This is a genomic window from Halorarum salinum, assembly GCF_013402875.1.
GTDB classification, from domain to species: domain Archaea; phylum Halobacteriota; class Halobacteria; order Halobacteriales; family Haloferacaceae; genus Halorarum; species Halorarum salinum.
Genome location: NZ_CP058579.1, coordinates 292266 through 306563, shown reverse-complemented (window position 1 = coordinate 306563; position 14298 = coordinate 292266). Strand labels below are relative to the sequence as shown.

Sequence of the window (14298 nt, the reverse complement as noted above, 5' to 3'; positions counted from 1 at the left end):
CGGCGGGAGACGAACTGTCCCCACCGTCGAAGCTACCTGCTCCCCCGATGAAACGCCCGGGGTCGGACTACCCACCGGAGGGGCGACTCGAGCTCCCATCATCGACTGCCCCCTTCGTCCTTTCAATCGTCGCCGGCCGCCGGGGCGTCCCGCTCGATGATGCCCTCCTTCCAGGTCCCGCGCAGGAACCACGCGACGCCGACGACGAACGAGGCGACCGCGCTCAGCGCGTAGGCCCACCAGAGCCCCACGACGCCGACGTCCATCCCCGAGACGACGCCGATACCCGGCACGGAGACGGTCCAGGCGAACGCGAGCACGAGCGCGACCGGGATGCGGAACAGCCACCGCGAGCACAGCGACAGCGCCATCGCGACGCGGGTGTCGCCGGCGCCGCGGAACGCCCCCTGGACCACCATCAGGCCGCCGAAGAACCCCCACGAGAGCGCGACGACCCGGAGGAACGTCACGCCCTCCGCGACGACGGCCGGGTCGCCGACGAACACCCGGATGGCGGCGGCGGGGAACAGCCACACCAGCCCGCCGGCCGCGAACAGCAGCGCCATGGTCGCGCCGGTCGCGGTCGCGGTCACCCGGGTCGCGCGCGCCGGCGTCTCCGCGCCGAGGTTCTGGCCGACACCCGTCGCGGTCGCCTGCCCCACCGCGCCCGAGACGGTCCAGGAGACGGACATCAGCCGGACGCCGATGCCGTACGCGGCCGTCGCGGCCGGGCCGAACCGCGCGACCAGCGCGGCCATCGCGACCGCGGCGAACGACCGCGCCCAGCCGTCCAGCGTCGCCGGGTAGCCGACGTCCACCAACCTGCCGAGGAGTTCCGGGTCCGGACGGAGGTCCCGCGGGTGGAGCTGGATTCCCCAGTCGCCCCGAAGGAGGATGTACACGCCGACTCCAGCCGCCAGCGCCCGCGAGAGGAACGTCGCCACGCCGGCCCCGCGCGTGCCCCACTCGGGGAACGGGCCCCAGCCGAGCACGAGGAACGGGTCGAGGACGATGTTGAACCCGGCGGAGACGGCGACGAGCCACATCGCGGTCCGCGTGTCGCCGGCGCCCTGGAGCGAGGCACGGAACGCGAAGAAGAGGAACGTGAGCGGGAGCGTGAGGAAGATGACCTCGATGTAGGCGAGCGCCTCGACGAACACCTGCCCCTCGGCGCCGATCCACTCCAGCAGCGGCACGCGAGCGAGCAAGCCGGCGACGGTCAGGGCGAGCGAGACGCCGACCGCGAGCAGGGTGGTCTGGCCGACGACCCGGTCTGCGGTCCTGTCCTCCCCGGCGCCGACGTGCTGGGAGACGAGCGCGATGGTCGCCGCGGTGAGCCCCATCGCCGTCGAGACGAACATCCACGATAGCGGGAACATCAGCGAGACGGCCGCGACCGCCTCGGGGCTCACGCGCCCGACCCAGAACATGTCCGCGAGGTTGTACAGCGTCTGCAGCAGGTTTCCCAGGACGAGCGGCCACGCCAGTCTGAACAGCCGCGGGCCGATCCGGCCGGTCGTCATGTCCACGCGCGCGTCCTGGTTCGCCACGTGGGTCGCTCCTGCGACGGGTGCGCGGGTAATTCTTGTGAATTCGGAAGCCGTCGTGCGGTTCGCCCCGTCACGTCGAGCCGGGACTCCCGCCCCGATAAATTGAATAACGCTATATCAAATTCCTCGGCGGCGGAGGTGCGGGGATATATTTCGATTGGAAAAATGAGAAAAATCCATCTAGGGTCGCTCTCTCCGCCTTTTAATCCCGAATCGGCGATCGGGGCGCCGGGCGAGCAGTTCCCGCGGTCGGCCCGGATCCGGAACCGGCGGCTCCCCGATACGACACGTTCGCCGCGAGTCCCGACACGACGCGGTCCTCGACCGCATCCGCGAGCACGTCGCGGACGTCGACCCGGACGTGACGGTGACGAGGAGAACCGCGTTCCCCCGATGAAGACGCCGATCGATACCCCGGCCACGGGGCCGATCAGGACGCGCTGGCCGACGTGTCGGTGCGGTCCCGTACGCGAACGCCGACCGGGGGAACCACTCGCCGAACGAGCACCTCGACCCGGACCGCTTCGAGAACGGGGTCCGTACGACCGAGGCGGCGCTCGAACGGATCGCGAGGGCCGGGACGACGGTCGACGCCTGAGAACACGACGCTCGACCCCGGGGCGGCCTCCCCGTCCGCTCCGGAACTACCGCTTACGCGGCATCGTCGACCGCCGGGCCACCGCGCTCATGTCGGGCCGTTTCGAGGGGATCGAGGAGAAGCGCTCACGTCGCCGCCCGCGTTCACGCTCCGACCCGTCCTCGGCCCCGTCGGCCCCCGCGTCGGCGGCCGCGGCTTCGCCGTCCGCGGTCCCGTCGGCCTCGTCCTCGTCCGCGGGTTCCGAGAGCCGATCGGTCGCCTCACGGAGTCGACTCGTGATCGCCCCGAGCCCCTCGGATTCCGCGTCGGAACCCGTCACCTCCTCCCCCTCGTCGTCCGTCTCCGGTTTTTCATCCTCGTCAGTCCCCGACGTTCCCTCGTCGGTTTCCGTCGTCTCCTGCTCTTCCCCTTCCTCCCCGTCCCGGTCCTCGCCCAGGCCGAACAGGTCCTCGAGCCTGCCAGTCCCCGCCTCGTCGTCGAGTTCGCCCCGCTCCTCCGAGAGCTCTTCGAGCGCGAGGAGCCGACGGACCGTTTCGAGTTCGCCGGCGTCGGCCCGCCTGACCAGGTCCGGCAGGTCGGCCGGCGACGGTTCCTGGGGGAGGTCCTCGAAGCCAGCCGCACGGAGCAGGTCGTCGAACCCCGCCGCCCGAACGTCGTCCGCCAGTTCCTCGACCGCATCCCACACGGCCGCCTCGTCCTCCGGGGATCGGTCCCCGTCCACCAGCAACGACGTGACCCGGTCGGTCGTCTCCTCGAGCCCTCGCGCGAGTTCCTCCCCGCGGTCGTCCGCGTCGGACGTTGACGTGCTCATGGCGTCACTCTTCGTCCCCGTCGTCCGTATCTTCGTCGCCCGTCTCCCCGTCGTCCGACTCCTCCGCTTCCTCCTCCGAGAACTCCTCGACGATGGCGTCGGTCATCTCCTCGCGTCCGAGGTTCGCCTTCACGCCGACGGACTTGGCGACCGACTGGAGGTCCGAGTACGACAGCACTTCCAGCAGTTCCCGGTACGTGTCGCGCTTGACGTCGTCCAGGTCGTCCGGTAGTGCCTCCACGGCGTCGGAGCCCGTCTCCGTCACGGTGTCGGCCGCCTCTCCCGCGGCGTCCGCCGCGCCTTCGGCTGCTCCGGTCGCCTGGTCGGCTACCCCTTCGGCTGTATCGGTCGTCTCGTCCGCCACCCCCTCGGCCGTGTCAGTCGCCTGGTCGGCCGCCTCCTCGCCGGTCTCCGTGGCACTTTCTGCGGTCTCCTCGGCGGCCTCCTGTGCCTCCTCGCGACGCTCGGCGATCCCCTCCAGCGCGTCGCCGAAGGCTTCCTGAAACTGCGGTTTCGAGAGGGTCCGACCGACGGCGACCACGAGCGCTCGAAGGACACGGCCCGGCAGCGACCGTTCCCGGTCGGGGTCGCTGACGAACGGCAACCAGTCCCGGATCTTCCGCGCGATCCGCCGGCCGAACTGTCGGCCCGCGAGGGCGCCGAGCGACCCGCCCAGCGTGCGGCCGAGCGACTCGCCGTCCAGTTGGTCCTCGATATCGTCGCCTGCCAGCAGGTCGCCGACGTCGGTCTGTTCGCGTACCTCCTCGACCATGGCTTCCTTCGGGTCCGACGCGTTACTCATCGCCGGTCACCCGCCGTCGGCGGTTTCGTGTGGTGGGAAACGACACGTTCACTCTTCGTCGTCCCCCTCGGCCTCATCTTCGTCCCCATCATCTTCCCCTTCCTCCTCTTCTTCCCCTTCGCCTTCCTCACCTTCCTCCTCTTCTTCCCCTTCGCCTTCCTCACCTTCCTCCTCCCCTTCACCTTCTTCCTCCTCATCGCCCGCCAGCGCCTCCGTCAGCGAAGCGACGATGAGTCCCCCCAACCAGGCGCCGAGATTCCGACCGAGGAAGGCCCCGATGCGGCCGCCGACGTACTCGGCCGTCGATTCACCCTCCTCCGGCGATCCCTCGAGGGGCGTCCCCTCGAACACCTCCTCGAAGTCGATCCCCTTGAAGGACTGGGCGATCTCTAACTGCCCGCCGTCGCCGTTCCCGTCGCCGCTTCCACCGTCGTCCCCGTTGCCGTTCTCGCTCCCACTCATGAACCGGACTCCCCGCTCGATTCGCTCGATTCGCTCGACTTCTCGGAGCCGTCGCCGCCGAACAGCTCGGAGACGAACTCCTTCAGGACCTGGGTCAGAATGGCGTTGACGTCGACGTCCTCCAGCACGTCACTGGCCGTCCCCGAGATGGACTCCTTCACGGAGGAGACCCGCTTGGACACGCCGCCTCCTCCCTCGCCTTCCTCTCCTTCGCCCTCGCCGCCGGAGCCGCCGAGCAGATCGCCCAGGCCGGGCAGTCCGCCGAGGAGACTGCCCAACCCGCCGCCGGACATCGGCTTGAGCAGGCCCGCGACCCCGGAGAGGAGGTTACCGAGCAGGTTGTTCTCCCCTTTCACCGCGTCCACGTCGAGGACCACCTCGTCCAGGTCGACCTCCAGGCCGAGCAGGTCGAGGAACAACCCTTCGAGGTCGAGGTGGAGGACGGTCGCGCGCTCACCCTCCTCTTCGCCTTCCTCCTCTTCGGCACCTTCCTCGGCGCCCTGTTCGCCTTCTTCCTCCTCTTCAGCGCCCTCCTCACCTTCCTCCTGGGCTGTCTCGTCCTCCCCTTCATCCTCTTCGTCACTCTCATCACCCTCGGCCGCGCCCTCACCGCCTTCCTCTTCGGTATCCTCCTCGCCCTCGTCGCCGCCTTCATCGCCACCCTCGTCGCCCTCGGCCTCCTCGTCCGCTCCGCCGTCGGTCACGAGGCGGCGGGAGCGATTCGACGAAGTTCCTTCGTCCGACAGAACGCGCACTCCGTCTCGCGTCTCGACGCCCGCCGACTCCCGCGATTCGGGGTCGTTCTCCGGCTCCTGACAGCTGGGAAAACGCATAATCGGGAAACACGGGAGCTACACCGTAAGGGGTTGGGCCTGAATACGCGTGGTAGGGTCGTTCAGCCCCGATTCTGGGCGCTCCCGACCGTCGAATCGTCGAACGACGTTCGTCGCGGGGCCACCGTCCGCCGGCCCGGATATCGGATCAAGGTTCACCCTGGGTAACCGTCTCCCGGAACGGAACCCGGGAGTCTCACCCGAACTGAGGGCTAGTCGACGCGAGAGCACTCGGCTCGGGAGCGTCTCCGATTCGCCCCGCAGTCTCCCGGTTTCCGATCTCGTCCCGCCCCCGTTCGCGGCTCGCCGGCAGGCCAACCCTTTAGCCGCCCCCGCCACCCGGAGGGAGCATGAGCGACACCGACTCGGAGCCGACGTACGGCGTGGCCAGGTATCTCGCCGTCGAGCACGTCGACTCCCCCACGTTCACGCCCGCCGGCCGGCTCCTGTTCCTCTCGGACGCCTCCGGCACGCCGCAGGTGTGGACCGTCGACGCGGCCGGCGCATGGCCGGAGCGGCTCACCCCGCACGAGGAGCGCGTCTCGACCGTGGCGGCCTCCCCGACCGACGAGGCGTTCGTCTTCGGCATGGACAGCGGGAGCGACGAACGGGACCAGCTGTTCCACCACGACCTCCGGACCGGGGCCGAGACGCCGCTGACCGACGCCCCCGGTTCGAAACACGCGTGGGGGGCGTGGGACCCCGACGGCGACCGGATCGCCTACGCCGCGAACCGGGAGGACGACGGCCGGTTCGACGTGTACGTCCAGCGCGTCGGCGCGGGCGGAGGCGACGGGTACGGCGAGCCTACGAAGGTCCACGAGGGCCCCGGGGGCTGGCTGAACGTCGCCACGTTCGGCCCCCGCGGCGACCGCCTCGCGCTCACGAAGCCCCGCTCCAGTTACGACGTGGAACTGTCGCTGCTCGACCTGGAGTCGGGCGACCGCCGGACGCTCTCGGACGGCGAGGCGGCGACCTACTCGCACCTCCACTTCGACGGGGACGGCGGGCTGTACTGCGTCACGAACCGCGGCGCGGACACGGCCCACGTGGGACGGTTCGACCTCGAATCGGGGGAACTCGAGAAAGTCGCAGGAGGGGACGGGAATCGGAGCGGCGAACCCGGAACCGACGCCTGGGACGTGGGCGCGCTGGCGTACGACCGGGACGCCGGCCGGGCCGTCTTCGCCCGCAACGAGAACGGCTACTCCGCGGTGCGCGCGGGTACCCTCCGCGGGACTGAGTTCGAGCCGTCGGCGTCGCCGGACGTGGACGGCATCGCGTCGGAGTTCGTCTTCGGCCCGGACGCGGAGCGCGTCGCGTTCACCCACACGGCGCCGACCGAGCCGTACGGCGTCGCCGTCGCCGCCTGGGGCGAGCGGGAGGCCACCGACTGGACGCCGGTGGGGACGAACGGCGTCCCGCCGGAGTCGTTCCGCGAACCCGAGACGATCCGCTACGGGATGTTCGATGGGCGGGAGATCCCGGCGTACTGGACCCTTCCGGAGGGCGCGTCCGCCGAGGCCCCCGTCCCGGTCGTCGTCGACGTCCACGGCGGCCCGGAACACCAGCGCCGGCCGTGGTTCCACCCGACCAAGCAGTTCTTCCTGAACCGGGGGTACGCGGTGCTGGAGCCGAACGTCCGCGGCTCCTCGGGCTACGGGAGGACCTACGCCAGCCTCGACGACGTGGAAAAGCGGATGGACTCGGTCGCGGACGTCGCCGCCGCGGTGGAGTGGCTGGACGGGCGACCCGAGGTCGATTCCGACCGCGTCGTCGCCTACGGCCGCTCGTACGGCGGGTTCATGGTGCTCGCGGCCATCACCGAGTACCCCGACCTGTGGGCCGCCGCGGTCGACTTCGTCGGCATCGCCGACTTCACGACGTTCCTGAAAAACACGGGCGAGTGGCGCCGGAGCCACCGCGAGGCGGAGTACGGCAGCCTGGAGGACGACTACGAGTTCCTGAAGTCGATCTCGCCGCTCTCGCGCGTCGAGAACGTCCGCTGTCCGCTGTTCGTCCAGCACGGCGCGAACGACCCGCGGGTTCCGGTCGGCGAGGCCGAGCAGGTGGTCGAGGCGGTGCGCGAGCAGGGCGTCCCGGTCGAGAAGCTGATCTTCGAGGACGAGGGACACCACACCACCTCGCGGGAGAACCTCGTCGAGGAGTTCGAGGCCATCGCCGGGTTCCTCGACGAACACGTCTGATCGCCTCCGATTCGCGCCGTCGTCTCCCGGTTACCAGCCGGCGTCGACGTCGGCCTTCAACGACTCCAGGATGCGGTCGGTCGTGTTCGCGACGACCCCCTCCATCACCTCCGGGTCGGAGTTCGTCGGGTCGCCCAGGCCGCCCTGCTCGGTCACGTCGTCGAAGTAGTCGTACGACCTCGTCTCGGGCATCTCCTCGACGGTCTGTGGCTCCTTCTTCCCCTCCTTCACGAGGTCGGGGCGGTACAGTTCCACGAACGACGTCTCGTGGTCGCCGGCGTGGCCCCAGCCCTCCCCGAAGTGTTCCCGCAGTTCGTCGCGGGCGAAGTCGGTCCAGTGGACGAAGTGGGCCGTCAGGTCGGTGTCGCGGTTGAGCCGGTCGGAGGCGAGCGCCAGGGCTTCCTTGTTCCCCCCGTGGCAGTTCAGGAACAGCAGGCGGTCGGCGCCGTGTTCCGCGAGCGACGCCCCCACGTCGACGAGGACCGACTTGTACGTGTCCTGCGAGAGCGTCACGGTCCCCGGGAAGCGCATGTGGTGCTCGGAGTAGCCGTACGGGAGCGTCGGGAGGCGGACGAACTCGAGGCCGTGGTCGTCGGCCGCCTCGACGAGCTCCGCGGTGAGGTGGTCCGCCCGCAGGGTGTCCGTCGAGAGCGGGAGGTGGACGGAGTGCTGTTCGACGCTGCCGGTCGGGAGTATCGCGCAGTCGGCCGTGAGGAGCGACTCGCCGGCGTCCTCCCACGTCATCGTGAAGAGGTCTGACTCGGTTTCGGGCATGGGTGGGTTGGGGTGGGGTGCGGTGAAAACGGTCCGGGTACCGGAACGGTGCTTCTTGGGGTTTTGATCTGCTGATTTGATTTCTGCTGAGGTTGGGTGGTAAAGACTGCCTCGAAAGGGGCCGCGGCGCTCGGCGACGGCGCGGTCCGCGGGAGCGTAGCCAGCCGGGGGCTTTCGAGGCGGTCGTCACGACACCCGAGCCAGTATCGAATCCGGCGCCCCGAGAGCCGGGAATTCAAGCCGTCCCACCACGACCCACACGCATGGACACGAACGCCGAGCGGGCCGTGGGGGACCTCGTCCGCCGGACGATGCGCCGCGACAAACTCCCGGGCGTCAGCGTCGCAGTCGTCGAGGACGACTCAGTCACCTTCACGGACGGCTTCGGCTCCCGCGACCTCGCGGGGAACCGCCCGGCGACGCCCGACACGCTGTACGGGGTCGGCTCGGTCACCAAGTCGTTCACCGCGCTCGCGGTCCTCCAGTTGCAGGAGTCCGGGATGCTCTCGGTCGAGGACCCCGTGACCGACCACCTCGACGTCGAACTCGCCGAGGACGCCGCCGAACCCGTCCGCCTGCGCCACCTGCTCACCCACTCCTCGGGCTACCCGTCGCTCGGGGTGAGCGAGGCGCTCATCGCCCGCCGCCTGCGCCGGGGGACCGACACGCTCCCGCTCTCGGACGAGTCCGACTTCCACGCACACCTCGCGGGCGCGGCCGACGAGCGCGCGGCGCCGCCGGGCGAGCGCTTCGCCTACTGCAACAGCGGCTACACCCTGCTCGGCGAGGTGATCGAGTCGTGCACGGGCAGGCCGTTCGACGAGTACGTCGCCTCGCACGTGTTCGACCCGCTGGGGATGGAGCGCGCCACGTTCGACGACACGGAGTTCGCGATGGACGACGACCACATGACCCAGTACCTCCGCGACGAGGGCGAGCTCGTGGCCGCCTCGCTCCCCGTCCGCGAGCGCTCCCGCGCCGCCGGGGGCATCCTCACCTCGGTCCGCGAACTCGGCGACTACCTCCGGCTCCACCTGAACGCCGGGGAGGTGGACGGGACGCGCCTGCTGCCGGAGTCGAGCGTCCGCGCGCTCCACGAGGGCCGGGTCGACACCCCCTCGGGCCCCTACGGCTTCGGCTGGCGGATCCGGCGGGTCGGCGACCGGGACCTCGTCGGCCACTCCGGGTCCATCGCCGTCTCCAGCGCCTACGTCGGCTTCTGCCCGGCGGAGGGGATCGGCGTCGCGGTCGCCGCGAACGCCGCGCCGGAGTACCCGCTCGCGCACCTCGGGATGGGCGTCTTCGCCGCCGCGCTGGGCGAGGACCCCGCGGAGGCAGTCCCGTTCTTCGAGCGCCGCGCCCGGTTCGACCGGCTGACGGGCGAGTACGCCTCGTACAAGGGAATCGAGCGCGCGGTCGTCGCCCGCGACGGCGGCACCCTCAGGCTCGAACTCGGCGGCGCGCTCGGCGGGACCGGCACCCCGCTGGTTCCCGTCGAGGACGGCGGCCCCCACGACTTCTACGCGCTCGACGACGCCGGAAACCGGGAGCCCGCGGAGTTCCGGGCGGACGACGGGTCGGGCGACGTGGACCTGCTGTACGGCCGGTGGCGCTTCCACAAGGTCGCCGACGCCGCGTCGAGCGAGTGACCCGGACGGGTCCCCGATTCGTCGTCTCACGCCGACTCGAACCGCCGGCGTCGTCTCACGCGAGCGCGTAGCAGTAGCCGCGACCGGACCCGACGAACAGCGCGCCGTCCGCGAGCGCGACGCCCCCCTCGGCGCCGTCGACGGCGACCCGCCACGACCGCTCCCGCCACGGCGCGACGGCGGCGACCCCGTCCTCGCCGGCGACGAACACGCGCCGGCCGTCCGCCGCCGGGAGCGCCATCGTGGGGCCGGAGGGACCGATCGGGGCGCCCCAGTTCAGCGCGCCGTCGTCGCGCCTGTAGGTGAACACGCTCCCGAGCCACGACACGCACGCGAGCAGGTCCTCGTCCAGCACCACGGGGGAGCCGACGACGTTCGGTCCGCGGTCGGTCACCCAGTTCCGGTCGCCGGTCTCCCCGTCGAGACTCGCGAGGTAGTCCCCGTCCTCCCCGCCTCCCCCGTCCTCCTCGGCCCGCCCGGCGGCGTACACCGTCCCGTCGGCGACGGCGGGCGTCGTCCGGACGTCCCCGACGGACGCGGTCCACAGGTGACTCCCGTCCGTGGAGATGGCGTGGACGCCCGCCTCGTCGTCGCCGACGTACACCCGGCCGTCGCCGACCGCCGGACCACCAAGGGGCACTCCGTCGAGGGGGCGCCGCCACCGTTCCTCGCCGTCGAGGCCGTACGCCAGCAGCGCGCGCTCTTCGGCCGTACAGAAGTAGACGGTCCCGCCCACGACCGCGGGCGAGCGGAACACCCCGCTGTACCCCGGGTCGACCGCCTCGACGGCGCGGGACCAGCGCTCCTCGCCGTCGGTCCCGAGCGCGAACAGGCCGTCGTGCGTGCCGACGAACACGCGCCCGTCGGCGACCGCCAGCGAGCAGGTGTAGCCAGCCCCGCTTCCGGGGTCCCGCTCGGGCGTGATCCGCGTCGACCACCGGCGCCCTCCGTCGGCGGCGTCCAGCGCGGTGACGACCGACCCGCCGGCGAGGTAGACGGTCCCGTCCACGACGGCGACGGCCGGCTTCTGGTGGCCGTCGACCGGCGTCTCGGCCCTCCCCTCCAACGGACCGAGGGCGCCTCGGCGGGACCCTCGACCCCGGAGTCACATCCCGTCGCGGCGGGGTCGAACTCCGGGCGCGGCCAGTCGCCGGACGCCTCGAGCGGCCCGGCGACCGCCCGGCGGACGCGACCGAGACAGCCGCAGAGCCCGGCGAGACCTGTCGTGGCGCCGCTGGCCAGGAGGGATCGACGCGTCGAGCGGGGGGACATACCGCCGGCTCCCGACGGGCGGCGCATAACTCTTGTGTGCCCGATCGGCGACCGCACGGTCCGCCGAAGCCGGGGCGCTCGCGGCCGTCCCGACGCGAAACCGCCCTACCAGCCCACGATAGCACGCCGCACGAACCACCGCGAAACCTTTAGAAGGCGAATGAGCCTATCCCTCGGCAATGGAACTCATCGTCACCGAGAAGGACAACGCCGCGAGGCGGATCGCCGAGATCCTCTCGGGCGAGTCCTTCGACACCGAGCGCCGGGCCGGTGTCAACGTCTACCGGTGGGGCGGGACCCGGTGCATCGGGCTCTCGGGCCACGTGGTCGGGGTGGACTTCCCGCCCGAGTACGACGACTGGCGCGACGTCGAGCCGGTCGAACTCATCGACGCGCCGATCCAGAAGCGCACGACCCAGGAGAACATCGTCCGGGCGCTCCGCCTGCTCGCGCGGAAGGCCGACCGCGTGGTCATCGCGACCGACTACGACCGCGAGGGCGAGCTCATCGGGAAGGAGGCGTACGAGCTCGTCCGCGAGGCGAACGAGGACGCCCCCGTCGAGCGGGTGCGCTTCTCCTCGATCACGAAGCGGGAGGTGACCGACGCGTTCGAGAACCCCGACGAGATCGACTTCGACCTCGCGGCGGCGGGCGAGGCACGGCAGGTCATCGACCTCGTGTGGGGCGCGGCGCTGACGCGGTTCCTCTCGCTTTCGGCCCGCCAGCTCGGCGACGACTTCATCTCCGTCGGCCGGGTGCAGGGGCCGACGCTGAAGCTCATCGTCGACCGCGAGCGGGAGATCCAGGCGTTCGACCCGGAGGACTACTGGGAGCTGTTCGCCGACCTGCTGAAGGCCGACGTCGGCGACGACGGCGGGGACGCCGAGTTCGAGGCCCAGTACTTCTACGAGGACGAGGACGGCACCGAGGCCGAGCGCGTCTGGGACGAGGCGACCGCGGAGGCCGTCTACGAGGTGCTGGAGGGGGCCGACTCGGCGACGGTCGACTCGGTGCGCCGGCGCACCCGGACCGACGAGCCGCCGGCGCCGTTCAACACGACGCAGTTCATCCGCGCCGCGTCGTCGCTCGGCTACTCGGCCCAGCGGGCGATGAGCATGGCCGAGGACCTGTACACGGCCGGGTTCATCACCTACCCGCGGACGGACAACACGGTGTACCCCGACGACCTGGACGAGCGGGAGTTGCTGTCGGAGTTCTCCGGGACGCGGCAGTTCGGCGAGGACGCCGACGCGCTGCTGGAACTGGAGGAGCTCAGACCCACCGAGGGCGACGAGGAGACGACCGACCACCCGCCCATCCACCCCACCGGGGAGCTCCCCTCCGCGTCCGAACTCTCGGACGCCGAGTGGGAGGTGTACGAACTCGTCGTCCGGCGCTTCTTCGCGACGGTCGCGGAGGACGCCGAGTGGGAGCACCTGCGCGTCGTGACGGAAGTCGACGCCCGAGCCGGCAACGGTGACGCCGGCGAGGTGGCCGCCGACGGCGGAGTGGGCCCGAACGACGGCCCGCTCTCGCTGAAGTCGAACGGGAAGCGGCTCGTCGAGGAGGGGTACCACGCCGTCTACCCGTACTTCTCCACCAACGAGAGCTACGTGCCCGACGTCACCGAGGGCGAGGAACTCGGCGTGACCGACACGCGGTTCGAGGCCAAACAGACCCAGCCCCCGCGGCGCTACGGCCAGTCGCGGCTCATCGAGACGATGGAGGACATGGGCATCGGGACGAAGGCGACCCGGCACGACGTCATCCAGAAGCTGTACGACCGCGGGTACATCGAGAGCGACCCGCCGCGCCCGACGAAGCTCGCGGAGGCGGTCGTGGAGGCCAGCGAGGAGTTCGCCGACCGCATCGTCTCGGACGAGATGACCGCCCAGTTGGAGGCGGACATGCGCGCCATCGCCGACGGCGAGAAGGGGTACGACGAGGTGACCGAGGAGTCGCGCGACATCCTCGAGAAGGTGTTCGACGGGCTCACGGAGTCGAGCGACGAGGTGGGCGACCTGCTCCAGAAGTCCCTGAAGGCGGACAAGCGCCTCGGCCCGTGTCCCGACTGCGGCGAGGACCTGCTCGTGCGCAAGTCCCGGCACGGCTCGTACTTCGTCGGCTGCGACGGCTACCCGGACTGCACGTACACGCTCCCGCTCCCCTCGACGGGCAAGCCGCTCATCCTGGAGGAGGAGTGCGAGGAGCACGGCCTCAGCCACGTGAAGATGCTCGCCGGGCGGAAGACGTTCGTCCACGGCTGCCCGCAGTGCAAGGCCGACGAAGCGGACGAGGAGGAGGACGAGGTGATCGGCGTCTGTCCGGAGTGCGGGGAGGAGGACGGCGGGGAACTCGCCATCAAGCGACTGCGCTCGGGGTCGCGCCTCGTCGGCTGTACGCGCTACCCGGACTGCGACTACTCGCTCCCCCTGCCGCGCCGCGGCGAGATCGAGATCACCGACGAGGAGTGCGAGGAGCACGGGCTCCCGCACCTGATCGTCCACTCGGGCGACGAGCCGTGGGAACTCGGCTGTCCGATCTGCAACTACCGGGAGTACCAGGCCCGACAGAACGGCTCGGAGCTGGAGACCATCCAGGGCATCGGCGAGAAGACGGCCGAGAAGCTGAAGGCCGCCGGCGTGGAGGACGTCCAGACGCTGAAGGACAGCGAGCCGGACGACCTGGCGGCCGAGGTGGAGGGCGTCGGGGCGGACACGGTGCGGGACTGGCAGGCGAAGGCCGACTAGCGACCGGCGACCCGTCGGTTCCCGCTAGCGGTCGTCCAGACGGAACCGCTCGATCAGCGGGGCGATCTGGTCCCTGACGACGTCCCGGTCCACCTGGGTCCAGCCGCTGATCGGCACGTCGCTGGAGAAGTTCACCTTGACGTGCGGGGCCGAGTCGCTCACCCGATTGCTCCGGACCTGCGGCGCGATCTCCTCGAACGCGACCTCGCGGGGGAGCGGGATCCAGCTCCCGACGTCGATGCCCCCGCCCTGGCCGACGTACACCTTGGAGACCTCGTCGTCTCCCTCGACCGTCGGCTTCGCGACCCCCGCCGCGTCCGCGCCGGACGGTCCGACCTCGCCCCCGGTCGCGTCGGCGGAATCCGGCTGGACGTCCCGCGCGCCCGCGAGTCGCTCCTCGAGCAGCGCGTTCAGCCGGTCGGACTCGCGCTCGGCCTCGTCGACGTCCTCGTACACGGCGGCGACGATGGCCTCGTCCTGATCCCGGGTGTCGGTCCCGCGGGTGGACCGGATCCGGACGTACACCTCGCCCGTCTCGAGTTCCTCCTTCATCTCGGTGGGGGTTGGGTCGGCTTCGGGTATAGGTTCTC

General features: G+C 70.9%; 11 protein-coding genes. 3 read left to right on the top strand and 8 right to left on the bottom strand.

The window, feature by feature from the left end; genetic code table 11:
* Positions 1-122: 122 nt before the first annotated feature.
* From HUG12_RS01420 to HUG12_RS01400, 5 genes are all read right to left on the bottom strand, one after another.
* Entirely contained in the window at positions 123-1523 is a 1401-nt protein-coding gene (locus HUG12_RS01420) for an MATE family efflux transporter (RefSeq protein WP_179270529.1), read from the bottom strand.
* Positions 1524-2194: 671 nt separating this feature from the next.
* Positions 2195-2959, bottom strand: a complete 765-nt coding sequence (locus HUG12_RS01415) for a hypothetical protein (RefSeq protein ID WP_179267066.1) — start codon at positions 2957-2959, stop codon at positions 2195-2197.
* Between the two features lie 4 nt (positions 2960-2963).
* The gene (locus tag HUG12_RS01410) at positions 2964-3761 is read right to left on the bottom strand and encodes a hypothetical protein (RefSeq protein ID WP_179267065.1); all 798 of its coding nucleotides are present in this window, start codon (positions 3759-3761) and stop codon (positions 2964-2966) included.
* Positions 3762-3809: 48 nt separating this feature from the next.
* Entirely contained in the window at positions 3810-4223 is a 414-nt protein-coding gene (locus tag HUG12_RS01405; protein WP_179267064.1) for a hypothetical protein, read from the bottom strand.
* Positions 4220-5056, bottom strand: a complete 837-nt coding sequence (locus HUG12_RS01400) for a hypothetical protein (RefSeq protein WP_179267063.1) — start codon at positions 5054-5056, stop codon at positions 4220-4222. Before HUG12_RS01400 ends, HUG12_RS01405 begins: the two co-directional genes overlap by 4 nt.
* Before the next feature lie 350 nt (positions 5057-5406).
* Between HUG12_RS01400 and HUG12_RS01395 the strand changes: the two genes are divergently transcribed.
* Positions 5407-7263: a S9 family peptidase gene (locus HUG12_RS01395; protein WP_179267062.1), complete on the top strand. Its 1857-nt coding sequence runs from the start codon at positions 5407-5409 to the stop codon at positions 7261-7263.
* Between the two features lie 30 nt (positions 7264-7293).
* Here HUG12_RS01395 and HUG12_RS01390 read toward each other — a convergent pair whose 3' ends face one another.
* Positions 7294-8037, bottom strand: coding sequence for a creatininase family protein (locus tag HUG12_RS01390; RefSeq protein ID WP_179267061.1), 744 nt, complete (start codon positions 8035-8037; stop codon positions 7294-7296).
* Between the two features lie 263 nt (positions 8038-8300).
* Here HUG12_RS01390 and HUG12_RS01385 point away from each other — a divergent pair, with 263 nt between their 5' ends.
* Positions 8301-9686, top strand: coding sequence for a serine hydrolase (locus HUG12_RS01385; RefSeq protein ID WP_179267060.1), 1386 nt, complete (start codon positions 8301-8303; stop codon positions 9684-9686).
* Between the two features lie 55 nt (positions 9687-9741).
* On the opposite strand, the gene HUG12_RS01380 is transcribed toward HUG12_RS01385, so the two are convergent.
* Positions 9742-10752, bottom strand: a complete 1011-nt coding sequence (locus HUG12_RS01380) for an outer membrane protein assembly factor BamB family protein (protein ID WP_179267059.1) — start codon at positions 10750-10752, stop codon at positions 9742-9744.
* A 385-nt stretch (positions 10753-11137) separates the two neighbouring features.
* On the opposite strand from HUG12_RS01380, the gene HUG12_RS01375 reads away from it, so the two are divergent.
* The gene (locus HUG12_RS01375; RefSeq protein WP_179267058.1) at positions 11138-13708 is read left to right on the top strand and encodes a DNA topoisomerase I; all 2571 of its coding nucleotides are present in this window, start codon (positions 11138-11140) and stop codon (positions 13706-13708) included.
* Between the two features lie 24 nt (positions 13709-13732).
* Here the strand turns inward: HUG12_RS01375 and HUG12_RS01370 are convergent, their stop codons facing one another.
* Entirely contained in the window at positions 13733-14260 is a 528-nt protein-coding gene (locus HUG12_RS01370) for a DUF7389 domain-containing protein (protein ID WP_179267057.1), read from the bottom strand.
* Between the last annotated feature and the right edge of the window lie 38 nt (positions 14261-14298).